Below are 22,628 nucleotides of genomic sequence, written 5' to 3'. Positions count from 1 at the left end.
AATACGCGCAATAGTATTGGAGTGAGACATGGGGCAATCACGTGTTCTTGTGACGGGCCATAAAGGTTTTATTGGTGCATGGACAGTGCAGTTGCTATGCCAAGCAGGTTGGACTGTCTTTGGCCTGGATGATGAGAGTTCTTATGGAGAGCGTCTGTATGATGCAGCAGGCATGAAGAGCATGCTTGCCGGCGAGCTTACAAGTGATGTGTCAGACTTGCAAATGACACAAACCTGGATCGAGCAGATTGGCCCTGAATTGATTATACATCTAGCAGGGCAAGCGATTGTACCAAGAGCATTCAAGCAGCCCTACCTGACCTTTAAGTCAAACGCACTAGGGACCTTGGCAATACTTGAAGCAGCCCGTTTAACACCCTGTGTTCGAGCTGTCATGTGCATCACAAGTGATAAAGTCTACGAGAATAACAATAATGGTCAGGCATTTTCTGAGCCGGACATGCTGGGCGGCAGTGATATCTACAGTGTCTCAAAGTCAGGTGCGGAGCTAATCGCTAAAGCATACAATGCGTCTCATTGTGGCAATGGATCGCCTAACATTCAAACGATCAGGCTTGGTAATGTTGTTGGTGGTGGGGACTGGGCCGTTAATCGATTGATTCCTGATTTGATTCATGCTGCAAGAAGTGGTGGTGACTTTAGAGTGCGGTATATGGATGCAACGCGCCCATTTCAGCATGTAAGTGATGTTGTGAATGGAATATCAAAGATCGCCTCTGCGGCACTAAACGGACAGTTGCGGAGTGGTGAGGCATGGAACTTAGGTCCACGCAATAATAGTTTCGCGAAAGTTCGTGATGTCATTGATTTGTTCAAAAGGTATTATCCAAATCTTAGTGTTATAGATAGTGAAGAAAAAATCAAGGAAGATTTAAATCTTAGGGTTGATGTGGCGAAGTATAGTGATCAATTTTCCCCACCTGTCTTCGATAGCATGGAAGGTGTCGAGCGTGCGATAAGATGGTATCAATCCTTTTATGCTGGTACTTCACCAATTGATTTGGTTCGGGCTGACCTTTCTTTATTGGGTTAATGCATGAATTTATTTGATGATAATATTTGCCACCTCACCTTTTCACATACTGACTGCGCTGATGTGTGGCGTTTGTATTTTTCACAAATGCATGCACACTTCTCGGTTGGCTTGAAGCATTTTGTAGCCGTTAACGAGAAGTCAGGGGATTTGCCTGAAAATGTAACGGCTCTTCTTTATGATGAGAAGCACCCTTACCCGCAGCGTTTGATGTCCAGCCTTGAGGCGCTTGTGGATTACGACTATGTTTTTTTTGATCATGAGGACATGTTTCTATATGCTTCTCCGGATTATAAAAAACTTGCCAAATACTATGAGCTCATGAGACAGGAGCAGTTTGATCATATCCGCCTTATCAAAGGTGGTGATTGCATATATGAGCCTGTGCCGAGCTGCCCCTCGTTGTATGCCCTGAGCTTAAAGTCTAAGTGGATTTTCTCGATCCAACCAAGTTTTTGGCGCCGAACAGTTTTGATGGATGTGCTGAAGGCCAATTTGGCTGTGAATATTTGGGACCTAGAAGTCAACAGCCAGAAGGTGGTCAAGAGAATGGGGTTGAGGGCTGCTTTTTCATATCGTGCTGGGAAGCGAAGGGGGCTGCATCATTTTGACAATGATGTTTACCCCTATATTGCCACGGCGATTGGTAAGGGGAAGTGGAATCTAGGGGAGTACGGAACTGAGCTTGAGCCTTTGCTCGAAATGCATCATATAGATCCGGCTCAACGAGGGTGGTTCTGATGAAGCGCATAATTATAGATCTTGATAGTACTCTTTGTTACTCAAGCGGGGAGTACCAGAATGCCGAACCTAATCTTGAAGTCATTGATAAGGTCCGCGCCTACCGCGCATTAGGCTTCGAAATTGTTGTTTATACAAGTCGTAATATGAGGACTTTTCAGGGTAATGTGGGGAAGATAAATATACACACTCTTCCAGTTATCCTGGAATGGTTGAATAAGCATAATGTTGAATATGATGAGGTGTTAGTAGGAAAGCCTTGGTGCGGCACTGAGGGTTTTTATGTGGATGATAGAGCTATTCGCCCAGATGAATTTGCAAGGCTAAGCCCTGAGCAAGTCAACGAACTTTTGCGAAGCAGTAACAAGGCATGATTATTATTTTGTCTGCACTATATGTTGGTGAAAGCTTGAGAGCTGAGGTCGGTGATTTACCACTAAGCTTTGTTCCGCTTGCAAATCGTCGGCTATATGCATTTCAGGTTGAAGTCTTGCGCCGCTTCTTCCCTCAGCGCCCCATTGCCTTGTCTGTCCCTGCCAATTTTCATATGACAGAGGCGGAGCTTTCTTGGTTTGAAGAGTATGGGGTTTCGCTGATCAGGCTTGAAAGTGTGACCACTCTTGGTGAAGAGGCGGCCTTGGTGCTTGAGCAGTGCTGCAATAGTGGCGAGGCCGTTATGTTAATGCATGGAGCATGCCTCCCTGCTAGCTTGCCCACGGAACCTGATTCCCTGGCCGTGTTTGAGACTGATCTGGAGCCTGGCTTGCCGGTTGAGATTTATGGTGCCGAGCGAGATCTGATTTGGGCTGGTATAGCCTCCTTTGCCGACGTTTCGCTTCTTGCTTCCAGTTTGGCTGAGGAGTCGTTGGATTACTATCGTGCTGTAAAGCGCTACTCGTTCAAAAGAAAACTTAGGAATGTTCACCTTGATGAATGCTATGTACTTTTGAATGCGCCTTGCTATTTTCGAGCGCGCTCATCTTTTACAACCGAGCGTGCATTTAATCGATTGACAGTGAATCATACTGTTTTAAAGAAATTTAGTAGCAATGGAGATAAAATTCGCTCAGAGGCGAACTGGTTTAATCAGGTCCCGAGGTCTTTGCGTAAATATATTCCCCAATATTTTGGCGAGGGTGTTGACAGTGATGGCTATTACTACTCAATTGAGTATTTAGGTGCCATACCGCTAAGTGAAATTTTTGTGTATGGGCGCCAAACGGTTGTGTTCTGGGAGCGGATTTTTTCGAGGATCGAAGCTTATTTGCATGAGTCGAGGTCGTTGAATGTGCCGGTCATGGCCAAGGGAGCAGGTAACCATGCGCTATTTGTGCGTAAGGCTGAAAGTCGACTGGCTGAGTTTTCTGCAGATACAGGATTTAATGCGGATGTAGCGCTCCATTTGAATGGGAGGATGTTGCCAAGCCTGAAGGAAATTCTCGCAGATACAAGCAAGCACTTGATGGCGCTTCCTGATATGGCTGCTTTCTTGCATGGGGATTTATGCTTAAGCAACATTTTGTATGACTCAAGAATGCGTGCAATTAAACTTATTGATCCAAGGGGGGTGGATGAAGACGGGCAAAATATGATATTTGGCAGTCAACTTTATGATGTAGCGAAACTCGCGCACTCAGTCATTGGTTTATATGATCATATCATAGCGGGGCAGTACCACCTATCTGTTGCGAATAATAATTTTACATTCAGTTTATATGGTGAGGGTGATGTTGAGGAAATTCAGGCGGCTTTTAGGCGCCGTGAATTTGGTGCTAGTGCATGCATGAGTGATGTCGAGAAAATTTTGCCCCTTTTGTTTATTGCGATGTTGCCGCTACATAAGGACTCACCTCGCAGGCAAATGGCGTTGCTTGCGAATGCGCTGAGGTTGTATGTAGCTGCTTATAGGTGAGAGGCGGTTGAAATGTTTGTATTTCCGATGCTGGGGAAGTCTAGCCGATTTTATAATGCGGGTTATACGCTCCCAAAATACAAGCTGCCGCTTGGGGAGCCGGATCAGATTGTGTTTGATCATGTGATCTTGTCTTTTCGGCGCTATTTTGAATCCGACCGATTTGTACTGATTTGTCGAGCAGATGCTAATGACCGATCCTTTATTATTGAGAGGATGCATCATCTGGGGGTGCTGGACTTTAAAGTGATTGCTCATCATGGTGAAACGAATGGTCAAGCCGAGTCGGTCGAGCTGGCTGTCGAGGCTGAGTGTGCAGATGATGAGCTATTCATTTTTAATATTGATACACTGCTTTACGCGTTTGAAAAGGGGGGCTCCCATACTCGAGCAGCGGGGTACCTTGAAGTATTTAAAGGAGAAGGTGATCATTGGTCTTTTGTTTTTCCTGACTCAGCAAGAGATGGGCACGCTGCACAAGTGACTGAGAAAGTTAGAGTTTCTGACCTCTGCTCTAATGGCTTGTACTATTTTCAGTCGGTGGATTTATTTAGGAAAGCGCTATACTCATACCGGATCCGGGCTCGAGAGCGTGAGGGTGAGATTTATGTTGCACCTTTGTATAATGAATTAATTGCAATGGGGTTGCCCGTGCTTTATAAAACCATTTCTATTGAAGAAATCGGCTTCTGTGGCGTCCCCGATGAGTATAAGAAGCTTTTGGAGCAATTCTCTCAAAATATGTAATTGCTCTTGCTGAAAAAAGCGGGTGTTGTCATTAATGATGTGCAATGTGTTGCTAAAGAAATAATCTGAAGGCGCTATGGATAAAAATCCATATATTAAAAACTTCTTATTCCTCTCGTCAAAAATTCGCCGCCGTTTCTTTGTCGCCTTTTTGCTTGTTGGCATAGTGGGCTTGCTGGAGATGTTTTCTCTTTCGGCGCTGCTTGCTTTTTTTGGGATGGGTTTCAATACGACGGGCGGTAGGGTTCAAGCATGGATCCAAGAATTAGGGTTCACGCCTTCTGCCAGTTTTTTATTGGTGATCACGCTTTGCGTTTTTGTGCTGAAATCTATTATTGTTCTTGTTGTTGGCCGCTATTCCTATCGGACTGCTATTGCTGCTCGCAAGGGCTTTCAGGACATGCTCTTTGAGCGCTTTCTTCAGTATTCTTTCAAGGAGCGATCTGAGAGGAAATCTGCAGACTGGGTCCGAAGTATTACTGCTGACTGTAACGCATTAGAGGGGCGTTTTTTCACACCAGTATTGGTGCTGGTTGGAGAAATCATTCCAGCTTTGTGCATTTGTGGCATGTTGCTGCTGGTAAACTCGACCATTTTTCTTGTTGCATTAGGCGTCTTTGTTGCTTTGGGGGCATTGGTTTTTCTCTCTACACACAATCGACTGGTAGACCTTGGAAAGGTCCAGCAAGCAGCTGAAAGCAAGATTGTCCAGGCTGTCCAGCAGGCATTTCATGGGCTATGTGAGCTAAAGATTTATGCTTTGCATGGTTGGGCAAAAAGGACTTTTGAAGGGCACACTGATACCTCAAGCACGGCTGTTAGTGAGGCGCTGAGTATTAGCCTTTTGCCGAGATTTGTATTTGAAGTTGCAATATATATTAGCCTTGGCGTAATACTGGCAGTTTATGCTTTTCAGGATGTGCCTCTGATGAAGGTTGTCGGTGAGGTTGCTGTGTTTGGCGTTGCAGCTATGCGTCTGCTGCCGTCGGTCAGTAAAGTTGTTAGCCACCTTCAGTCTTTTAAGTATGCTAAATCGACAATAGAAACCGTTAATAAGGAACTTTCAGGGGCGGTGTCCTTCTCATCTTTGAGCTCTGTTGATGATTTTAACAAAATCACTTTTAATACGTTGTCACTTTCAAACATAACATTTTATTATGGTGATAAGACCATTTTTCGTAACCTTAGCCTGGAAATTTTTTCGGGTGATGCTATTGCTATTGTAGGTTCATCGGGTACTGGAAAAAGTACATTGATTAACCTTGCACTTGGCTTGATAGAGCCGCATCAGGGTAATGTAATCTTAAATGGTCACCCCCTGGTAGGGATGAAGTCGGATTGGTGGTCCTGTGTGGCATACGTCCCTCAAGAACCTTTCCTAATTGAGGGGAGTGCGCTGTCTAATCTGTTTTTAGGCAAAGCCAAGCTCTCTGATACTGACGTGAAAATCGCTGAAGAACTACTGGTGAAACTAGGGCTTCATGGTGTCGCAAAAGACATGGAGGCTAGTGTTGGTGAGGATGGTGGGCGTCTCTCTGGCGGGCAACGGCAAAGATTGGCAATTGCACGTGCCTTGCTAAGGGATCCGCAAGTGTTGATCCTGGATGAAGCGACCAGTGCTATGGATGTCCAGACGCAAGACTTGGTAATGACTGTTGTGTCCGAGTACATGGAGGGTCGCGTACTATTAATGATCACTCATAGAGCCGAGACACTTAAATTCTGCAAAAGAGTATTGGCGTTGTCAGAAGGGCGGTTGGTGACGCAAACTGCTGGTTATGACTAGGCTGTTCATTCATGCCACCAACGTTCACCAGGGCGGTGGGAGGGCTTTGTTGCTATCCCTGATCAAAGCTACAGAGGGTCGTTGGGAGACGATCTTTTGTCTGGATGAACGCATGGAGTTGCCCTCAGATTTCCCTTTTAACCAAGTTCATCGCGTCAAACCTAGTGTGGTGCAGCGTTTCCGTGCTGAGCTGTGGTTGAAGCGGAATGTCAAGGCTGGGGATATGGTGCTCTGCTTTGGTAATTTACCCCCCTTGTTCCGTCTGCCTTGCCATGTCACCGTTTTCCTGCAGAACCGCTATCTGGTTGATAATGTAGATTTGGGCTCGTTTCCATTAAAAACGCGATTGCGGTTGCAGGCGGAACGTCTCTGGTTTGCAAGCAAGATGTCGAATGTTGATGAGTTCATTGTGCAGACGCCGTCAATGCAGCGCTTGCTGAAGGCACGTACCAGGGCAGATGTACAGGTACGACCATTCATGGAACAGCACGAGACATATCGTCGGGCACAGCTTGAGCCAGATGCCAGTCGGAAAACGGCGTTTGATTTTCTGTATGTGGCTTCCGGGGAGCCGCACAAGAATCACCGGACCTTAATAGAGGCATGGTGCTTACTGGCACAGCAAGGCTTGTTTCCATCGCTGAGACTGACTTTGGATACGTCGGATTTCCCTCAGCTCTGCAACTGGCTGGAGGCCAAAGTCGCCAAGCATGCACTGCATATTGAAACGCTGGGCAAGTTATCCCACGAAAAAGTGCTGGAATGTTATGGTGAAGTGGGTGCGTTAATCTTCCCCTCCACCTTTGAGTCATTTGGTCTACCTCTGATTGAGGCTCGGCAGGCTGGCCTGCCTATTCTGGCATCTGAACTGGATTATGTCAGGGATGTGGTCGACCCTGAGCAGACGTTTGATCCACTGTCTGCCATCTCAATCGCACGCGCAGTGAAGCGCCATCTGCAGCAGGAAGAGAACCCGCTTCCCTTGCTGGGTGCTACCGCATTCCTTGATCATGTTGTTGAAAGAGCAGGAAAAAGTGCGCATTCTGATTGTTAGTCAACACTTCTGGCCGGAGGGGTTTCATATCAACGATGTCGCCCGCTCGCTGGTGGCGCAGGGCCACACAGTGGACGTGCTGACGGCCAAACCCAACTACCCTGAGGGGCGAATCTTTACCGGATACCGTGCTTGGGGATGCCAACAAGAGGATTACCATGGGGTTACCATTCGTCGCATGCCTCTGTTCCCGCGTGGCAAGGACAGCAAGGTACGTCTGGCGCTCAATTACCTGTCGTTCATTTTCAGTGGCTACGCATTCGGCCCTTGGCTGACGCGTGGGCAAAAGTATGATGTGATTTTCGTCTATGGGGTGTCCCCAATCCTGCAAGCCCTGCCTGCACTGCTTCTGGGATGGCTGAAGAAAAGCCCGGTTGTGATCTGGGTGCAGGATCTGTGGCCGGAAAGCCTCTCTGCCACAGGCTATGTCAAAAACCGTTTCATTCTTAAAGCCGTGGAGAAAGTGGTGCGGTTCATCTATCACCACACGGACCTCTTGCTGGTACAATCTCGCGCCTTTATTGCCCCTGTACGCAAATTGGCGCCGAGGACGCCCATCCAATATCATCCGAACTCGGTGGATGAAAGCTTTGCCAAGCCCGCCATGCCGGCAAGCCATCCGGAAGTTCCTGCGCTGGATGCGCCATTTACGGTCATGTTTGCTGGCAATATCGGGGCAGCACAAGCCGTGGAAGTGATCGTGGAGGCCGCCGCGTTGCTGAAGGCCCACTCGGATATCCACTTCATCGTGCTGGGCGATGGCAGTCGACGGGAATGGATGCTTCAACAAGTCAGGCAGCAAGGCTTGGCAAATTTGCACTTGCCTGGGCGTTTTCCGGTGGAAACCATGCCGGGTTTCATGCAAAAGGCTTCCGTACTGCTGGTAACGCTGGCGGATCGTGAAATCTTTGCTGCAACCGTGCCCAGCAAGGTTCAGGCTTACCTTGCGGCCGGGCGCCCCATCATTGCTTCGCTCAATGGCGCGGGTGCAGACCTTGTTGCGGAGGCCGGAGCAGGGCTGACTGCGCCAGCGGAGGACGGGACATTATTGGCCAAGGCTGTGATGACGCTATACACCATGTCGACGAATGAGCGGTGCGTTATGGGAGAACGCGGGCGTTGCTATTATCAAGCACATTTTACGCACGAAAAACTGATTGGTGAGCTGATCCAGCAGCTGGAGCAGACAGTGCACCGCACGCAAGGACATACCGCATGAGAATTTTGGTGCTTGGCGCGAGTGGCATGCTTGGTAATGCCATGCTGAAAACGATGACGGACAAGGAAGATTGGACCGTCTACGGTACCGTACGAGCCCCCAGCCCTGCATTGCAAGCTTGGGTGCCCCGGGCGCAGCTCATCCCTGGGATTCGTGCAGATCAGCCGGATAGTCTGGTTGAGGCGTTCACAAAAAGCCTCCCGGATGTGGTGATCAACTGTGTCGGCTTGATTAAACAATTAGCCAGCGCGGGTGACCCGCTTGAGGCGATTCCTATCAATGCCATTTTGCCACACAGGCTTGCAAATCTGTGCAAGTTATCCCAAGCCAGACTGGTGCATTTCAGCACAGACTGTGTTTTCTCAGGGAAACAGGGCCATTATCGCGAGAGTGACACGCCGGATGCGGAGGATGTCTATGGACGATCAAAGTTGATGGGCGAGGTCAGTTACCCACACGCTATAACCCTCAGGACCTCCATCATTGGACACGAGCTTGGGAGTCAACACAGCTTGATTGACTGGTTTCTTTCGCAGCAAGGCAGCGTTAAAGGCTATACGCAGGCTATTTTTTCGGGTCTACCCACCAATGAGCTGGCCAGGGTCGTCAGGGACGTCGTTATTCCCCGGGCCGAACTGAGCGGTCTATACCATGTTGCCGCAGAGGCCATCTCCAAGCATGATCTGCTAGGAATTGTGAATCAGGTATATGGTAAAGCACTACAGATTGAACCAGATGACAAGGTCAGGATCAACCGCGCCTTGGACGCATCACGCTTTCATGAGGCGACAGGGTATGTTGCATCGCCATGGCCAGATTTGATCGCGCAGATGCGTGATTTCAGGCAGAAAGGTGAATCATGTTTGATAAAAAAATTCTGATGATTACAGGTGGAACGGGGTCATTTGGTCAGACCGTCCTGAAGCGGTTTCTGGATACGGATGTGCAGGAAATCCGTATTTTCAGCCGGGATGAGAAAAAGCAAGAGGACCTGCGTATTGCACTCAATCATCCGAAGCTACGGTTTTATATAGGAGACGTCCGGGATGAAATGAGCTTGCGTCAGGCCATGAAAGGCGTGAACTATGTGTTTCATGCCGCTGCGCTCAAGCAGGTACCTTCATGTGAGTTCTACCCGATGGAGGCGCTGCGCACCAATGTGATTGGCACAGAAAATGTGCTCAATGCGGCTACGGATGCGCATGTTGAGCGTGTGGTGGTGTTGTCTACCGACAAGGCAGTCTACCCGATCAATGCGATGGGCATGTCAAAAGCGCTTGCTGAGAAAGTCATGGTGGCTAAAGCGCGTCTTCAACAGCCTGGTGAGACCGTTTTCTGCGCAACTCGATATGGCAACGTGATGGCGTCACGCGGCTCCGTCATCCCCCTGTTTGTCTCACAAATCATGGGCGGTCAGCCTTTGACCATAACGGACCCGAACATGACACGTTTCCTGATGTCACTGGAGGACTCTGTTGACCTGGTCTTGTATGCATTTACACACGGTCAGCAAGGCGATATTTTTGTGCAAAAGGCTCCTGCTTCAACAGTAGGTGATTTGGCACAAGCTATGAGGGAATTGTTTCAGAAGCTGGATCATGAGATCCGGGTGATCGGCACTCGCCATGGTGAGAAACTCTACGAATCATTGATCTCTCGAGAAGAGATTGCTCATGCCATTGATATGGGCGACTACTATCGTATACCCGCTGATAATCGTGACTTGAACTATGCCAAGTATTTCAGTGAAGGTGAGGCGAATATCGCCACACTAGATGACTACACCTCGCATAACACACGGCGTCTGGATGTTCAGGAAGTAAAGTCGCTACTGATGACGCTGGATTACATCAAAGGCGTGCTTCATGCTTAAAGTCATGACCATTGTGGGCACTCGCCCGGAGTTGATCAAAATGAGTCGTGTGATTGCCGAGCTTGATCAGCACACACAGCATGTGCTGGTGCATACCGGCCAGAATTACGACTATGAACTCAACCAGATCTTTTTTGAAGACTTGGGGATTCGCAAGCCGGACCATTTTCTGCAGGCCGTAGGGGACAATGCAGCACAGACCATTGCCCGCGTGATCGAAAAGGGTGATGAGGTGATGGGGGCCGAAAAACCGGACGCGGTGATGCTCTACGGAGATACAAACTCCTGCCTGGCGGTCATCGCTGCCAAGCGTCGCAAGATTCCGGTCTTCCATATGGAAGCGGGCAACCGCTGTTTTGATCAGCGCGTCCCTGAAGAGCTGAATCGCAAGGTACTGGACCATCTAAGCGACATCAATCTGGTCCTGTCCGAACATGCGCGCCGCTATCTGATTGCAGAAGGCATCCGGCCTGAGACCATCATCAAGACCGGCTCGCACATGCGTGAGGTGCTGGATCACTACATGCCGAAGATCCAGGCGTCCGACGTACTGGCACGCATGAACCTGCAAAGCGGCAACTTCTTCATTGTCAGCACGCACCGTGAGGAGAATGTAGATTCTCCGCAGAATCTGCGTGACTTGATGGAAACACTCAATGCACTGGCACAGGCATATGACGTACCGGTGATTGTTTCCACCCATCCACGTACCCAAAAGCGGCTGGATGCCTTGGGTTCAGGACAAATGGACGCACGGATCCAGTTTTTGAAACCGTTTGGCTTCTGTGACTATGTGAAGCTGCAGATGGAAGCGCTGTGCGTAGTGTCCGATAGCGGCACGATTACCGAAGAGGGTTCCCTGCTCAACCTGCCGGCCATCACCATCCGCAATGCCCACGAACGCCCCGAAGGCATGGACGTCGGCACCCTGATCATGGCGGGTCTGAAGCAAGAGCGCGTGCTTGATGCCGTACGAGTGATCGTCAGCCAGCATGACCGCACGCAGCGCGTGATGGAACCCGTCGCTGATTACGAAGCACTTGCCGTTTCCAAGCAGATTTTGCGGGTGGTGCTCAGCTATACCGATTACATTAATCGTACAGTATGGCACAAGGAGCTTTAGCGGATAGGTTATCCGTAGGTTGAGTTGTGGGCATGCATTACGGCTGCTCGACCCATGGGCCACTGAGCACCCAATATAAGCGGCCCGGAAGTCATCTGGGCCTTTTAGCATTGGTGGAGAGGAGGAGGATCGAACTCCCGACCTTCGCATTGCGAACACGACGCTCTCCCAACTGAGCTACCCCCCCAAGCGATGTTCATCTTAAGACAAGCCCATGGCTTTGCCAAGCGGACAAAGGGTGCGGTTTTGCCTGTCACGGGCATGCCGTATACTGGGCGGTTCGTGAGTTTCCCCTGTGGTCTGAAACCGTATGCGCTTGTCCGATTTTGATTATCAGCTGCCCGAAGAACTGATTGCCCAGTTCCCGCCAGTGGTGCGGGGGCAGAGCCGCTTGCTGGATGCCAGTGGCGAGCTTGTGCACGATCGCACGGTACAGGCCTTGCCGCAGTTGTTGCGGCCGAACGACTTGCTGGTATTCAACGATACCCGCGTACTCAAGGCGCGCCTGTTTGGGCGCAAGCGCTCGGGCGGCAAAGTAGAGGTGCTGGTCGAGCGGGTGCTGTCCGAGTATGAGGTGCTGGCGCATGTGCGGGCCAGCAAGTCGCCACCTGTCGACAGCCAGTTGATCCTGGCAGACCGCTGGACGGCGACTGTGCTGGGGCGCCAGGGCGAATTCTTTCATTTGCGCTTTGAAGAAGAGCCGGCGCTGGCGGTGTTGGCGCAAAGTGGCCGCTTGCCGCTGCCGCCGTATATCGTGCATACCCCGACCGACGATGACGAGCAGCGCTACCAGACAGTCTATGCCCGGCAAGATGGTGCCGTCGCCGCACCCACGGCCGGGCTGCATTTCACGGACGCCTTGCTGGCGGAGCTTGCGGCCATGGGCGTAGGGCAAGCCTTTGTTACCCTGCATGTGGGCGCTGGCACCTTCCAGCCGGTGCGGGTGGAGGATTTGTCCGAGCACCAGATGCACAGTGAGCGCTACGACATCCCGGCAGCAACCGTGACTGCCATTGAGGCCACCCGTGCCAAGGGCGGGCGAGTGATTGCGGTGGGCACCACTTCGTTACGCGCGCTGGAGTCGGCGGCGCGCTGCGGTACGCTGGCGGCGGGGTGGCAAGAAACGGACCTGTTTATCACGCCGGGTTACCGCTTCCAGCTGGTTGACCTGTTGTTGACCAACTTTCATTTACCCAAATCCACCCTGCTGATGCTGGTGTCGGCTTTTACCGGCTATGAACGCATGCGCGCCTTGTATCAGCACGCCATCACCGAGCGCTACCGCTTTTTCAGCTATGGGGATGCCATGCTGCTCAGCCGGGATGACACTGTCACAGCGTGGTAAGATGTTGCGATTGTTTGCCCGGTACTTGCCATGATTGAAACCGACTCGTTTGCGCCAGATGACCGCCTGATTTCACCTGCCCGTGGCAGCGCGCAGGAAGAGGCGCTGGAGCGGGCGCTGCGCCCCAAGCTGCTGGACGAATACGTCGGGCAGGAAAAGGCGCGCGGGCAGCTGTCGATATTCATCGAGGCTGCTCGCAAGCGCAGCGAAGCGCTGGATCATGTGCTGCTGTTCGGCCCGCCGGGGCTGGGCAAGACGACGCTGGCGCATATCATTGCACGCGAAATGGGCGTCAGCCTGCGACAGACCAGTGGCCCGGTGCTGGAGCGGGCGGGGGATCTGGCGGCTTTGCTGACCAATCTGGAACCGAACGATGTGCTGTTCATCGACGAAATCCATCGTCTGAGCCCGGTGGTGGAGGAAATCCTCTACCCGGCGCTGGAGGATTTCCAGATCGACATCATGATCGGGGAAGGCCCGGCTGCGCGCTCGGTCAAGCTCGACCTGCCGCCGTTTACCCTGGTGGGCGCCACCACCCGTGCGGGCATGCTGACCAACCCCTTGCGTGACCGCTTTGGTATCGTTGCTCGGCTGGAGTTTTATACCCCGGCCGAGCTGCAGCGCATCGTTACCCGCTCGGCGGGTTTGCTCAATATGCAGATGGTGGACGAAGGCGCGCTGGAAATCGCCCGCCGCTCGCGCGGGACACCGCGGATTGCCAACCGCCTGCTGCGCCGGGTGCGTGATTATGCCGAAGTGCGGGCTGATGGTGTGGTCAGCCGCGAGGTGGCGGACGATGCGCTGCGGATGCTGGACGTGGATGCGGCGGGGCTGGATGTGATGGACCGCAAGCTGCTGGGCGCGGTACTGGAGAAATTTGGCGGTGGGCCGGTCGGGGTGGATAACCTGGCGGCAGCCATCGGCGAGGCGCGCGACACCATCGAGGATGTGCTGGAGCCCTACCTGATCCAGCAAGGCTATTTGCAGCGCACACCGCGCGGGCGATTGGCTACCGGGCTGGCTTACCAGCACTTTGGTTTGCCGCAGCCTTCCACACAAGGGGAATAAACGGGCATGAGTGAATCACACAACCCTTATCAGGCACCCAGTGCTTCGGTTGCAGATGTAACGCTGCCAGACGATGGACCATGGCGCATTGGCGGCTGGCTATATCTGCTGGGGTTCGGTTTGATTGTTCGCGCGGCAGTGTTGCCCTTTGGGATATGGGGCCTGTTCTCCCCCTTCGTGATGCAAGAGGGTGGCTGGGAGCGACTCGGAGCGTTGCCGAATGCGACGGGGCTACGTGCGCTGATTGTGACTGAATTGCTGATCAACCTACTGATCTGGTCGCTGACCCTGTGGGCAACATTACTTTTTTTCAAGCGGCGTGCCCGGTTCAAGCGGGTGTTACTGATTTTGCTGACGGTATCATTCTGCTTCTACACCATGGATCATTTCCTGGGGCAGGCCCTGCTGCCCGCTGAGCTGCTCGATGATCAAGGCGAGAGTTTGAAACTGGTCTGGCAATCTCTGGTTTACGGCTTGATCTGGGGCAATTACGTACTGCGTTCTGAGCGAGTCGAGCACACCTTTGTCCTGTGAGGCTGACCAGGTGGGGAACGAATCAGCGGCAGGCCTGCTCCAAGGGGTTTGCCATTTTTATACCATGGACTGATTGAACGGATTGATGAGTCACGACCTTAAACCCAATTCGGGTGCCTTCCGCATGGAAGCCCGTGTGTACTATGCCGATACCGATGCTGCAGGTATTGTCTACCACGCCAACTATCTGGCGTTCATGGAGCGGGCGCGTGCCGAATGGTTGCGCAGCGTGGGTTTCGAATCGGTCAAACTGGCGCGCACGCTGGGGATCGGCTTTCTGGTGCGCTCGGTCAAGCTGGATTACTTGGCCCCCGCCTTGCTCGACGATTTGATCACCATTACCGCCGAAGTGACCGAGTTTGGCCGTAGCCGGGTGCATGTGTCGCAGTATGTGATGCGGGGTGACACCGTGCTGGTGCATGGTCAGGTCAATGTGGTCTGTGTCGACATCAAGGCCGGCAAGTCTGTCGAGTTACCCGCCGATATCCGGCACGCACTGGAGATTCCAGCATGAACGCCGCCAGCGATCTGTCCTTTGTCCACCTGGTGACGGAAGCCAGCCTGGTGGTGCAGCTGGTGATGGTGGTGTTGCTGCTGATGTCACTGTTGTCCTGGTCTTATATTTTCTCCAAGTGGGTGGCCATCCGGCAGGCGGTGCGGCACAGCGATGTGTTCGAGCGCAATTTCTGGAGCGGACAAGACCTCAACCAGTTGCATCAGCAGATCAGTCCGCATGAAGAAAGCCAGGGCATGGAGCGCATCTTCGTGGCCGGCTTCCGTGAGTTCCTCAAGCTGAAGAAGCCGGGCAATGGCCTGGACCCGCGTGACATGATGGACAGCGTGCAGCGGGCCATGCGTGCCGAATACCAGCGCGAGATCGACCGGCTGGAGTCACACCTCGCCTTTCTGGCCACCACCGGCTCGGTATCACCCTATATCGGTCTGTTTGGTACCGTGTGGGGGATCATGAATGCCTTCCGTGGGCTCGCCAACGTCGGGCAAGCCACCCTGGCGCAAGTCGCGCCCGGCATTGCCGAAGCGCTGATTGCCACCGCGATTGGCCTGTTCGCCGCCATCCCAGCGGTGGTGGCTTACAACCGTTACCTGCACGATATTGATCGCCTGTCGATCAAGCTGGAAAGCTTCATGGAGGAGTTTTCCAACATCCTGCAACGGCAGGCGACCCGCTGATGGCGATGCGTCGTCGTCAGCGGCGGGCGCTGAAGAGCGAAATCAACGTCGTCCCGTTTATCGACGTGGTGCTAGTGCTGCTGATCGTGTTCATGGTGGCGGCACCGATGATGCAGACCGGGCAGGTCAAGTTGCCCTCGGTCAGTCACGCCAGCGCCATGGCAACACAGCCAGTGCAAGTGCAGGTGATCGCAGAAGGTGAGGATGTGCAGTACCGCTTGCGGGCACCCGGCCAGCCAGAAGAAACTTTTCGGCTGGGGGACCTGGTTGAGCGCGTGGTGGCCATGCACGATGCCAACCCGGCGGACAGCGCCCGCTTTGCGGTGGTGATCAGTGCGGATCGTGAAGTGCGCTATGAATCGGTGGTGCAGGTGATGGACGTGCTGCAAGGGGCCGGGATCGATCAGGTCGGCTTGCTGGTACAGAACAAGGCCAGCCAATGAGTCAGGCCGGGCTGCGTCCTAGCGGGCTGTTGCTGGCCGTGCTGGTGCACGCCGTACTGCTGGTGGTGCTGTGGCTGGGGGTGGACTGGAAGTCACCGCCGCCCAAGGTGGTGGAAGCGCAGTTGTGGCGTGGTTTACCGCCGCCCCCTCCGCCGAGCAGCAAGCCGGTGCCGGCGGAGGTCAAACCGACCCCCAAGCCTGAACCCAAACCGGTGGAGGCGCCGGAGCCGCAGGCACAGACGCCCACTCCGAAACCGCGAGCGCAGGTGAACCTGCCCAAACCGGAGCAGGCGGCCAGCGAGCCCAAACCGCGCAAGCCGGTGGAGAAGCCCGTGGAGAAACCGGCACAGCCCAAGCCGGAGAAACCACAGAAACCGGATCGTCAGCATCAGCAGATGGTGGACGAGGCGCAACGGCAGGCTGAAGCCGAGGCGAAGGAGCGGGCCAAGGCGCAAGCGGACGCCAAAGCGCAGGCCGATCAAGCCGCAGCGCAAGCCGCGGGTCTGAAGCGTGACCGCGATGCTTACCTTGGGCGGATGGAACAGTTGATCAAACAGCGCATCGTGCGCAAAGATGACTGGCCCAAGCTGGCGGCACGCTTTGAATTCCGGTTGCTGCCGAGTCTGGATGTGGTAGCGATTCGGTTGGTACAGTCGAGCGGTAACGACGAGTATGACAAGGCGGTGGAAACCGCCCTAAAATTGCAAAACCGGTTTGAGGCGCCGCCAGACAGCTTGCGTAACGAGCTGATTGGCAAAACCCAGACCATCACCTTCCGCTGGCCTGAGTAGAACGGGCGAGCACACAGGAAAGGCGCACATGATTCGTACCCTTGCCCGTTGGGCGCACGCTGGTTTGATGGGGCTGGGGCTGCTGTTGTCATTCAACACGGCCCAGGCGCTGGATTTTGAAGTGGTGGGTGGGGGCGCCAGCCAGATTCCGGTTGCCATCGCGCCGTTCGCGCAGGAATCGACCTATGTACAGCTGGTCACCCCGGTGATCAAGGCCGATCTGCAGCGCAGTGGCCTGTTCAAGATCGTGGATTACAACCCGGCAGTACCGCCGACCGAGCTGGGCCAGGTGTCGTTCGATGAGCTGTCCCGTCTGGGGGTGCAGGCGCTGGCGATCGGGGTGGTTGAACCGCAGGCCAATGGCAGCGTCACCATCAAGTACCGGCTGGTGGATGTGGCGCGCCGCGAGCAGCTGTCGGGCCTGGCGCTGAGCCAGGGCAGTAACCGGCTGCGCAATATGGCGCATCGCATCGCAGACAATATCTACGAAAAGCTGACCGGCGACCGCGGCGTATTCTCCACCCGTATTGCCTACGTGCTGCGCCAAGGCAAGCGTTATCACCTGCAGGTGGCGGATGCTGATGGCTACAACCCGCAATCGGTGGTGTCCAGCAGTGAACCGATCATTTCGCCCAGCTGGTCTGCGGATGGCAGCCGCATTGCCTATGTATCCTTCCAGGCCAAGAAACCGGTGGTATATGTGCAATCCCTCTCCACCGGTAATCAGACGGCGGTGGCCAACTTCAAGGGCAGCAACAGCGCCCCGGCGTGGTCGCCGGATGGCAGCACGCTGGCGGTGGTTTTGACCCAGTCCGGCTTGTCGCAGGTCTACAGTGTGCCGGTGCAGGGCGGTGAGGCGCGCCGATTAAGCCGCAGCAACGGCATTGATACTGAGCCGACCTATGCGCCAGATGGCAGCATCTATTTCACCTCCGACCGGGGCGGTAGCCCGCAGATTTACCGCATGGCGGCGGATGGTAGTGGGGTAGGGCGGGTGACGTTTGAAGGGGGCTACAATGTATCGCCCGACATCAGCCCGGACGGCAAGAGCATGACCTTTATCCAGAACAGCGGGGGGCGGTTCCGCGTGGCACTGATGGATCTGGCCACACGGCAGACCCTGCTGCTGAGCGATACCGGGCATGATGAATCGCCCACCTTTGCGCCCAATAGCAAGATGATTCTTTACGCCACCCAGCAGGGGGGGCGAGGTGTACTGGCGGCGGTGTCGATTGATGGCCGCGTCAAAATGAAGTTGACCGAACTGGCTGGGGATGTACGTGAACCGGCATGGGGGCCGTACATCCGCTAAGGATGACGCCCAGACCCCGGGCAGCAGCTTGCCCGAACTGACAGGAGCAACGTAATGCAGATCATGAAATTCGCAGGCAGTGTCTTGCTGGCCAGTATGCTGGTGGCGTGTTCCAGCAGCAATGCACCATCCAATGGCGGTGCGCCGGTGGAAAACCGCAATGGCAACACTTCGAATACCACCGGAAAAGTGGACGACGGCAAGATGGCCCAGGTGAACCTGGACAACCAGAACGGTGACAAGATGGGTGCACCCGCTGGCAGCGTGTTCTTCGACTATGACCAGTATTCGGTCAAGGACGAATTCAAGGCGCTGATCGAGGCACATGCCGCCTTTCTGAAGAAAAATGGCGTGCTCAAGCTACTGGTGCAAGGCAATGCCGATGAGCGTGGTAGCCGTGAGTACAACCTGTCATTGGGGCAGAAGCGGGCCAATGCGGTGAAGGAAGCGCTGGAACTGTTGGGCGCAGATGGCAGCCGCGTTGAGGCCGTCAGCCTGGGTGAAGAAAAGCCGCGTTGTGAAGAAAAAACCGAAGAATGCTACGGCCAGAATCGCCGTGCAGACTTCGTCTACCAAGGACAGTAAACCATGATTGCATGGCCAAGCTATGCCCGGCGTGTGCTGCCGGGCCTGTTGCTGCTGGCATGGGCATTGCCTGGCCAGGCGGGTCTGTTTGACGATGATGAGGCCCGCAAGCAGATTGCCGAACAGAAGGTGGTGATCCAGCAGTTGAGCGACCGCGTCGCCAAGCTGGAGAGCTTGCTGAATAACCAGAAGCTGCTGGAGCTGGCAGCCCGCATTGAACAGCTGAACAGCGAAGTGGCCAAGCTGAACGGCAAGCTGGAAGAGCAAGCCCATCTGCTGGCGGAGGGTGAAAAGCGGCAGAAGGACCTGTATCTGGATACCGATACCCGCTTGCGCAAGCTGGAGCAGGGCGGGGTTGCCCCCGTTGCCACCACGCCCGCGGCAACGACAGCGCCGCAACCGGTGACGGTGAGTGCGGACCCTGCTCAGGAAAATGCAGCCTATGATGCGGGTTTTGCCAAATTCCGTGTCGGGGATTATCCGGGTTCGATCAGTCTGTTTTCCGCATTCCTGAAGAACTATCCCGGCAGCAAGTTGGCCCCCAATGCACAGTACTGGATTGGCAATGCCTACTCGGCGCAGCGTGATTACAAGCGTGCGGTGGCCGAGCAGCAAAAGCTGATCAGCACCTGGCCTGACAGTGGCAAGGTGCCGGATGCCATGCTGAACATGGCCACCGCCCAGCAGGAGATGGGGGATACGGCAGCGGCACGGCGTACGCTGGAAACCCTGGTGGCCAAGTATCCGCTCAGCAGTGCAGCCGAGCAGGGCAAGAAACGGCTGGCCAGTCTGAAGTAAGGGCCAGACTGAGTCCGCCTGGCAGGTGGGGCTTTTCCCAAGCGCCTGTTTTTGCGATAATTTGTATCCCCGGCAGACCACGAGGTGGTCTGCCGTTGTCTTTTGGGGCTGCGAGTGGCAAGGGGATGCCGCCGTGGCAAGAGGTGCACTATGGCGCGTCCGGATTCCGTACGGCTGACCGAAATTTTCTTTTCCCTGCAAGGGGAATCCAGCCGGGTAGGCCTGCCCACGGTCTTTATCCGTTTGACGGGCTGTCCATTGCGTTGCGGCTATTGCGACAGCGAGTACGCCTTCTACGGTGGCGAAACCTGGCATTTTGACCGTATTCTGGACGAGGTAGCCAAACACCCGACCCGTACCGTGTGTGTGACGGGCGGTGAGCCGCTGGCGCAGCGCAACTGCCTGCCGTTGCTCACCGCACTGTGTGATGCTGGTTACTCGGTGTCGCTGGAAACCAGTGGCGCCATGCCGATTGGTGAGGTCGACCCGCGCGTGTCGCGCATTGTCGACCTGAAAACGCCAGGCTCCGGCGAAGTGGACAAAAACTGCTGGGATAACCTGCCCCTGCTGACAGCGCAGGATGAACTGAAATTTGTGCTGACCAGCGAAGCTGACTACCAGTGGGCGCGGCAGCAGGTGGAGCAGCATCAGCTGGCTGGGCGTTGCCCGGTGCTGTTCTCGCCGGTCTGGCAGGGCGTGTCGCCCACCGACCTGGCAGGCTGGATTGTGCGCGATGGCTTGCCGGTACGCATGCAGGTGCAATTGCACAAGATTTTATGGGGCGAGAAGCCGGGCGTTTGAGTGCGTCTCGTCTGGAAAGGAAGCAGGATGAACCGTAAAGCGGTGGTGTTATTGTCGGGCGGGCTGGATTCCGCCACAGTGCTGGCAATGGTCAAGGCGCAAGGCTTTGAGGTGTATGCACTCAGTTTTGATTACGGCCAGCGTCACCGTGCCGAGCTGGACGCGGCGGCCAAGGTGGCGCGCGCACTGGGTGCGGCGGATCACCGGGTCGTCAAGCTGGACCTCTCGCTGTTCGGCGGTTCGGCCTTGACCGACACCAGCATCGCCGTGCCGACCGAGGGCAGCAGCGGCATTCCGGTGACCTATGTACCGGCACGCAATACCGTGTTGCTGTCGGTGGCGCTGGCATGGGCGGAAGTGCTGCACGCCGGGGCCATCGGTATCGGGGTCAATGCGGTGGACTACTCCGGCTACCCGGATTGTCGTCCGGAATACATCGCCGCCTATGAGACGATGGCCAATCTGGCGACCAAGACCGGGGTGGAAGGTGAGCGCCTCCAGCTGCTGACCCCGCTGATTGACCTGCCGAAATCCGACATCATCCGGCAAGGTGTGGCGCTGGGGGTGGATTACAGCCTCACCGTATCGTGCTATCAGGCAGATACGGCGGGCGCAGCTTGCGGTGTGTGCGACAGCTGCCGTATCCGCCATGCGGGCTTTGTGGCGGCTGGTGTGGCCGACCCCACCCGCTATCAGGCTGGGGTGACCCCGGCAGCAAGCTGAGTCTTAGAACTTGTCTATGCTCTCGCGAGCGAGGGCGAGGCAAGGCGAAAACGACTGAGGATGCGGCGTTTACTGGGTGTAAATGAGCATTCCGAAGTGATTTTCAACGCCGCATCGCTGTCCTGCATGCAGACCATGGACAGGTTCTTAGCGTTTGCCCTGCAGGCGTTGCAGGGCCAGCGCGGCCAGCCGCAGGCCAACGGTGGCCGTTACCACCACAGCGGAACCATAGCCTGCACAATTGAGCCCGGCGCTCCCATCCACCTCACACTCGACAGCCTGTTGCAGCGGTTCGGTGGAGTAGACACACATTACCCCCATGCGGCCAGCGCCGCCTTTGGCAAAGCCATGCTCGCGCCGCAGCAGGGTGCGCAGTTTGGCCAGTAGCGGGTCTTGCCGGGTGTCGGCCAGATCACCGTGGGTGATCAGTGCCGGATCCTGTTTCCCACCGGCACCGCCTGATACCAGCAAGGGCAAGCGCTGCTGTCGGCACCAGGCCACCAGCGCCGCCTTGGTGCGTACCTGGTCCATGGCGTCGATCACCAGCTGGGGGCGGCCACCGGGCCCATCCAGCAGCAGCGCGGCCAGATTGTCCGGACTCAAGAAATCTTCCACCGTATGCACCCGGCAAGCCGGGTGAATGGCCTGAATGCGTGCCGCCATGGCATCCACCTTGGCTTGGCCGAAGCTACCCTCCAGCGCGTGAACCTGCCGGTTGGTGTTGGAGACGGCCACGTTATCAAGGTCGATCAGCGTCAGCTGGCCGACGCCGCTGCGCGCCAGTGCTTCCGCCACCCAGCTGCCCACCCCGCCAATACCGATGATGGCAATGTGGGCGCTGGCAAAGGCCTGCTGTGCGGCCTGCCCATAGAGCCGACCGACCCCGCCAAAGCGGCGCGCCAGCTGATGCGGGTCATGATCCAGGGTGTCTACGCTGCTCATTGTGCGGCCTGATGCGGCATGTTCAGTTGCTGCCAGTCGAAGCAGGGGCCGGGGTCGGTTTTGCGGCCTGGCGCGATGTCGCTATGGCCGGTCACGGCCTGCAGGCTGGGCCATTGCTGTTGCAGGGCCGCCAGCAGGTTGTTCAACTGCTGGTATTGCTGCGAAGTAAAGGCTTCGGTATCGCAGCCTTCCAGCTCAATGCCCACTGAAAAATCATTGCATTGTTCCCGCCCTCGCCAGAGGGAGGCACCGGCATGCCAGGCGCGTTTGAGGACCGGCACGAATTGCAGCAGTTGACCATCACGGCGGATCAGGAAATGCGCGGACACCCGCAGGGTATGGATGGTGGCGTAGTAGGGGTGCTCATCCGGGTTCAGCTGGTTACTGAACAGCTGCAGGATGCCCGGGCCACCATACTGGTTGGGCGGCAAGCTGATGTTGTGCAACACAATCAGCGATGGCAGTTCGCCATCCGGACGATCATTGCAATTGGGCGACGGATGGTGTGTGGCGGGCCGGTACCAGCCCTCAGAATCGAACAGCGCGGTCATGCCCGCGATGATAACGCCAAACCGGCAGCGGGGGA

25 protein-coding genes and 1 tRNA gene are annotated in these 22,628 nt (G+C 55.0%); 23 read left to right on the top strand and 3 right to left on the bottom strand.

Features of this window, described 5'->3' with window-relative positions; all coding sequences use genetic code 11:
- Positions 1-28: 28 nt before the first annotated feature.
- The 11 genes from HF682_RS07590 (at position 29) to wecB (ending at position 11,509) form a co-directional block, all read left to right on the top strand.
- Entirely contained in the window at positions 29-1,054 is a 1,026-nt protein-coding gene (locus HF682_RS07590; RefSeq protein WP_168876579.1) for an NAD-dependent epimerase/dehydratase family protein, read from the top strand.
- Positions 1,055-1,057: 3 nt separating this feature from the next.
- Positions 1,058-1,795, top strand: coding sequence for a hypothetical protein (locus HF682_RS07585; RefSeq protein ID WP_168876578.1), 738 nt, complete (start codon positions 1,058-1,060; stop codon positions 1,793-1,795).
- A complete protein-coding gene (locus HF682_RS07580) occupies positions 1,795-2,169 on the top strand; it encodes an HAD family hydrolase (RefSeq protein WP_168876577.1) in 375 nt (124 codons plus the stop codon). The genes HF682_RS07585 and HF682_RS07580 overlap by 1 nt, the downstream gene beginning before the upstream one ends.
- On the top strand, positions 2,166-3,707 hold the full coding sequence (locus HF682_RS07575; RefSeq protein WP_168876576.1) for a protein kinase family protein: 1,542 nt from the start codon (positions 2,166-2,168) through the stop codon (positions 3,705-3,707). The genes HF682_RS07580 and HF682_RS07575 overlap by 4 nt, the downstream gene beginning before the upstream one ends.
- A gap of 12 nt (positions 3,708-3,719) precedes the next feature.
- Positions 3,720-4,454: a glycosyltransferase family protein gene (locus HF682_RS07570; protein ID WP_168876575.1), complete on the top strand. Its 735-nt coding sequence runs from the start codon at positions 3,720-3,722 to the stop codon at positions 4,452-4,454.
- A gap of 76 nt (positions 4,455-4,530) precedes the next feature.
- Positions 4,531-6,240: an ABC transporter ATP-binding protein gene (locus tag HF682_RS07565; protein ID WP_168876574.1), complete on the top strand. Its 1,710-nt coding sequence runs from the start codon at positions 4,531-4,533 to the stop codon at positions 6,238-6,240.
- A gap of 112 nt (positions 6,241-6,352) precedes the next feature.
- The gene (locus HF682_RS07560; RefSeq protein ID WP_205881933.1) at positions 6,353-7,294 is read left to right on the top strand and encodes a glycosyltransferase; all 942 of its coding nucleotides are present in this window, start codon (positions 6,353-6,355) and stop codon (positions 7,292-7,294) included.
- Positions 7,251-8,513, top strand: a complete 1,263-nt coding sequence (locus tag HF682_RS07555) for a glycosyltransferase family 4 protein (protein WP_205881932.1) — start codon at positions 7,251-7,253, stop codon at positions 8,511-8,513. Before HF682_RS07560 ends, HF682_RS07555 begins: the two co-directional genes overlap by 44 nt.
- On the top strand, positions 8,510-9,394 hold the full coding sequence (locus tag HF682_RS07550) for a dTDP-4-dehydrorhamnose reductase family protein (protein ID WP_168876572.1): 885 nt from the start codon (positions 8,510-8,512) through the stop codon (positions 9,392-9,394). The genes HF682_RS07555 and HF682_RS07550 overlap by 4 nt, the downstream gene beginning before the upstream one ends.
- Complete coding sequence (locus tag HF682_RS07545) at positions 9,373-10,386, top strand: polysaccharide biosynthesis protein (RefSeq protein WP_168876571.1); 1,014 nt, start codon at positions 9,373-9,375, stop codon at positions 10,384-10,386. The genes HF682_RS07550 and HF682_RS07545 overlap by 22 nt, the downstream gene beginning before the upstream one ends.
- Positions 10,379-11,509: a non-hydrolyzing UDP-N-acetylglucosamine 2-epimerase gene (wecB, locus tag HF682_RS07540; protein ID WP_168876570.1), complete on the top strand. Its 1,131-nt coding sequence runs from the start codon at positions 10,379-10,381 to the stop codon at positions 11,507-11,509. Before HF682_RS07545 ends, wecB begins: the two co-directional genes overlap by 8 nt.
- A gap of 111 nt (positions 11,510-11,620) precedes the next feature.
- Here the strand turns inward: wecB and HF682_RS07535 are convergent.
- Positions 11,621-11,696, bottom strand: a tRNA-Ala gene (locus HF682_RS07535).
- Between the two features lie 123 nt (positions 11,697-11,819).
- Between HF682_RS07535 and queA the strand changes: the two genes are divergently transcribed.
- From queA to queC, 12 genes are all read left to right on the top strand, one after another.
- The gene (gene queA / locus HF682_RS07530; RefSeq protein WP_168876569.1) at positions 11,820-12,854 is read left to right on the top strand and encodes a tRNA preQ1(34) S-adenosylmethionine ribosyltransferase-isomerase QueA; all 1,035 of its coding nucleotides are present in this window, start codon (positions 11,820-11,822) and stop codon (positions 12,852-12,854) included.
- 30 nt (positions 12,855-12,884) lie between these two features.
- Entirely contained in the window at positions 12,885-13,922 is a 1,038-nt protein-coding gene (gene ruvB / locus HF682_RS07525; protein WP_168876568.1) for a Holliday junction branch migration DNA helicase RuvB, read from the top strand.
- Between the two features lie 6 nt (positions 13,923-13,928).
- A complete protein-coding gene (locus HF682_RS07520; protein WP_168876567.1) occupies positions 13,929-14,456 on the top strand; it encodes a DUF2569 domain-containing protein in 528 nt (175 codons plus the stop codon).
- Positions 14,457-14,541: 85 nt separating this feature from the next.
- Positions 14,542-14,970 (top strand): tol-pal system-associated acyl-CoA thioesterase, encoded by a 429-nt coding sequence (gene ybgC, locus HF682_RS07515; protein ID WP_168876566.1) that lies wholly within the window; start codon positions 14,542-14,544, stop codon positions 14,968-14,970.
- Positions 14,967-15,647 (top strand): protein TolQ, encoded by a 681-nt coding sequence (tolQ, locus tag HF682_RS07510; protein WP_168876565.1) that lies wholly within the window; start codon positions 14,967-14,969, stop codon positions 15,645-15,647. Before ybgC ends, tolQ begins: the two co-directional genes overlap by 4 nt.
- Complete coding sequence (locus HF682_RS07505; protein WP_168876564.1) at positions 15,647-16,090, top strand: biopolymer transporter ExbD; 444 nt, start codon at positions 15,647-15,649, stop codon at positions 16,088-16,090. The genes tolQ and HF682_RS07505 overlap by 1 nt, the downstream gene beginning before the upstream one ends.
- Positions 16,087-16,881 carry a TonB C-terminal domain-containing protein gene (locus tag HF682_RS07500; RefSeq protein WP_168876563.1) on the top strand — a complete coding sequence of 265 codons (795 nt, stop codon included), beginning with the start codon at positions 16,087-16,089 and terminating at the stop codon, positions 16,879-16,881. The genes HF682_RS07505 and HF682_RS07500 overlap by 4 nt, the downstream gene beginning before the upstream one ends.
- Before the next feature lie 28 nt (positions 16,882-16,909).
- Positions 16,910-18,193: a Tol-Pal system beta propeller repeat protein TolB gene (gene tolB / locus HF682_RS07495; protein ID WP_205881931.1), complete on the top strand. Its 1,284-nt coding sequence runs from the start codon at positions 16,910-16,912 to the stop codon at positions 18,191-18,193.
- Between the two features lie 54 nt (positions 18,194-18,247).
- The gene (gene pal, locus HF682_RS07490; protein WP_205881930.1) at positions 18,248-18,778 is read left to right on the top strand and encodes a peptidoglycan-associated lipoprotein Pal; all 531 of its coding nucleotides are present in this window, start codon (positions 18,248-18,250) and stop codon (positions 18,776-18,778) included.
- A gap of 3 nt (positions 18,779-18,781) precedes the next feature.
- Positions 18,782-19,576, top strand: coding sequence for a tol-pal system protein YbgF (gene ybgF, locus HF682_RS07485; protein WP_168876562.1), 795 nt, complete (start codon positions 18,782-18,784; stop codon positions 19,574-19,576).
- A gap of 150 nt (positions 19,577-19,726) precedes the next feature.
- A complete protein-coding gene (gene queE, locus HF682_RS07480) occupies positions 19,727-20,377 on the top strand; it encodes a 7-carboxy-7-deazaguanine synthase QueE (RefSeq protein WP_168876561.1) in 651 nt (216 codons plus the stop codon).
- Positions 20,378-20,404: 27 nt separating this feature from the next.
- On the top strand, positions 20,405-21,100 hold the full coding sequence (gene queC / locus HF682_RS07475; protein ID WP_168876560.1) for a 7-cyano-7-deazaguanine synthase QueC: 696 nt from the start codon (positions 20,405-20,407) through the stop codon (positions 21,098-21,100).
- A gap of 147 nt (positions 21,101-21,247) precedes the next feature.
- Here the strand turns inward: queC and HF682_RS07470 are convergent, their stop codons facing one another.
- Both HF682_RS07470 and ampD read right to left on the bottom strand, forming a co-directional pair.
- Positions 21,248-22,042, bottom strand: a complete 795-nt coding sequence (locus HF682_RS07470) for a tRNA threonylcarbamoyladenosine dehydratase (RefSeq protein ID WP_168876559.1) — start codon at positions 22,040-22,042, stop codon at positions 21,248-21,250.
- On the bottom strand, positions 22,039-22,593 hold the full coding sequence (gene ampD / locus HF682_RS07465; protein ID WP_205881929.1) for a 1,6-anhydro-N-acetylmuramyl-L-alanine amidase AmpD: 555 nt from the start codon (positions 22,591-22,593) through the stop codon (positions 22,039-22,041). Before ampD ends, HF682_RS07470 begins: the two co-directional genes overlap by 4 nt.
- Positions 22,594-22,628 lie beyond the last annotated feature (35 nt).

It is taken from the genome of Leeia aquatica (assembly GCF_012641365.1).
GTDB lineage: Bacteria > Pseudomonadota > Gammaproteobacteria > Burkholderiales > Leeiaceae > Leeia > Leeia aquatica.
The sequence above is the reverse complement of the archived record's forward strand: the minus strand, read 5'-3'. Positions and strand labels throughout refer to the sequence as shown.

What these genes read in the sequence shown, in the direction of transcription:
- HF682_RS07470 (WP_168876559.1), bottom strand. Translation starts at nt 22,042, where the DNA reads ATGAGCAGCGTAGACACCCTGGATCATGACCCGCATCAGCTGGCGCGC.
- HF682_RS07500 (WP_168876563.1), top strand. Translation starts at nt 16,087, where the DNA reads ATGAGTCAGGCCGGGCTGCGTCCTAGCGGGCTGTTGCTGGCCGTGCTG.
- HF682_RS07545 (WP_168876571.1), top strand. Translation starts at nt 9,373, where the DNA reads ATGTTTGATAAAAAAATTCTGATGATTACAGGTGGAACGGGGTCATTT.
- wecB (WP_168876570.1), top strand. Translation starts at nt 10,379, where the DNA reads ATGCTTAAAGTCATGACCATTGTGGGCACTCGCCCGGAGTTGATCAAA.
- HF682_RS07590 (WP_168876579.1), top strand. Translation starts at nt 29, where the DNA reads ATGGGGCAATCACGTGTTCTTGTGACGGGCCATAAAGGTTTTATTGGT.
- queE (WP_168876561.1), top strand. Translation starts at nt 19,727, where the DNA reads ATGGCGCGTCCGGATTCCGTACGGCTGACCGAAATTTTCTTTTCCCTG.
- HF682_RS07505 (WP_168876564.1), top strand. Translation starts at nt 15,647, where the DNA reads ATGGCGATGCGTCGTCGTCAGCGGCGGGCGCTGAAGAGCGAAATCAAC.
- HF682_RS07585 (WP_168876578.1), top strand. Translation starts at nt 1,058, where the DNA reads ATGAATTTATTTGATGATAATATTTGCCACCTCACCTTTTCACATACT.
- queA (WP_168876569.1), top strand. Translation starts at nt 11,820, where the DNA reads ATGCGCTTGTCCGATTTTGATTATCAGCTGCCCGAAGAACTGATTGCC.
- HF682_RS07555 (WP_205881932.1), top strand. Translation starts at nt 7,251, where the DNA reads ATGTTGTTGAAAGAGCAGGAAAAAGTGCGCATTCTGATTGTTAGTCAA.
- HF682_RS07560 (WP_205881933.1), top strand. Translation starts at nt 6,353, where the DNA reads ATGGAGTTGCCCTCAGATTTCCCTTTTAACCAAGTTCATCGCGTCAAA.
- queC (WP_168876560.1), top strand. Translation starts at nt 20,405, where the DNA reads ATGAACCGTAAAGCGGTGGTGTTATTGTCGGGCGGGCTGGATTCCGCC.
- HF682_RS07575 (WP_168876576.1), top strand. Translation starts at nt 2,166, where the DNA reads ATGATTATTATTTTGTCTGCACTATATGTTGGTGAAAGCTTGAGAGCT.
- HF682_RS07580 (WP_168876577.1), top strand. Translation starts at nt 1,795, where the DNA reads ATGAAGCGCATAATTATAGATCTTGATAGTACTCTTTGTTACTCAAGC.
- ybgC (WP_168876566.1), top strand. Translation starts at nt 14,542, where the DNA reads ATGAGTCACGACCTTAAACCCAATTCGGGTGCCTTCCGCATGGAAGCC.
- HF682_RS07565 (WP_168876574.1), top strand. Translation starts at nt 4,531, where the DNA reads ATGGATAAAAATCCATATATTAAAAACTTCTTATTCCTCTCGTCAAAA.
- ampD (WP_205881929.1), bottom strand. Translation starts at nt 22,593, where the DNA reads ATGACCGCGCTGTTCGATTCTGAGGGCTGGTACCGGCCCGCCACACAC.
- pal (WP_205881930.1), top strand. Translation starts at nt 18,248, where the DNA reads ATGCAGATCATGAAATTCGCAGGCAGTGTCTTGCTGGCCAGTATGCTG.
- HF682_RS07570 (WP_168876575.1), top strand. Translation starts at nt 3,720, where the DNA reads ATGTTTGTATTTCCGATGCTGGGGAAGTCTAGCCGATTTTATAATGCG.
- ybgF (WP_168876562.1), top strand. Translation starts at nt 18,782, where the DNA reads ATGATTGCATGGCCAAGCTATGCCCGGCGTGTGCTGCCGGGCCTGTTG.
- tolB (WP_205881931.1), top strand. Translation starts at nt 16,910, where the DNA reads ATGATTCGTACCCTTGCCCGTTGGGCGCACGCTGGTTTGATGGGGCTG.
- ruvB (WP_168876568.1), top strand. Translation starts at nt 12,885, where the DNA reads ATGATTGAAACCGACTCGTTTGCGCCAGATGACCGCCTGATTTCACCT.
- HF682_RS07550 (WP_168876572.1), top strand. Translation starts at nt 8,510, where the DNA reads ATGAGAATTTTGGTGCTTGGCGCGAGTGGCATGCTTGGTAATGCCATG.
- HF682_RS07520 (WP_168876567.1), top strand. Translation starts at nt 13,929, where the DNA reads ATGAGTGAATCACACAACCCTTATCAGGCACCCAGTGCTTCGGTTGCA.
- tolQ (WP_168876565.1), top strand. Translation starts at nt 14,967, where the DNA reads ATGAACGCCGCCAGCGATCTGTCCTTTGTCCACCTGGTGACGGAAGCC.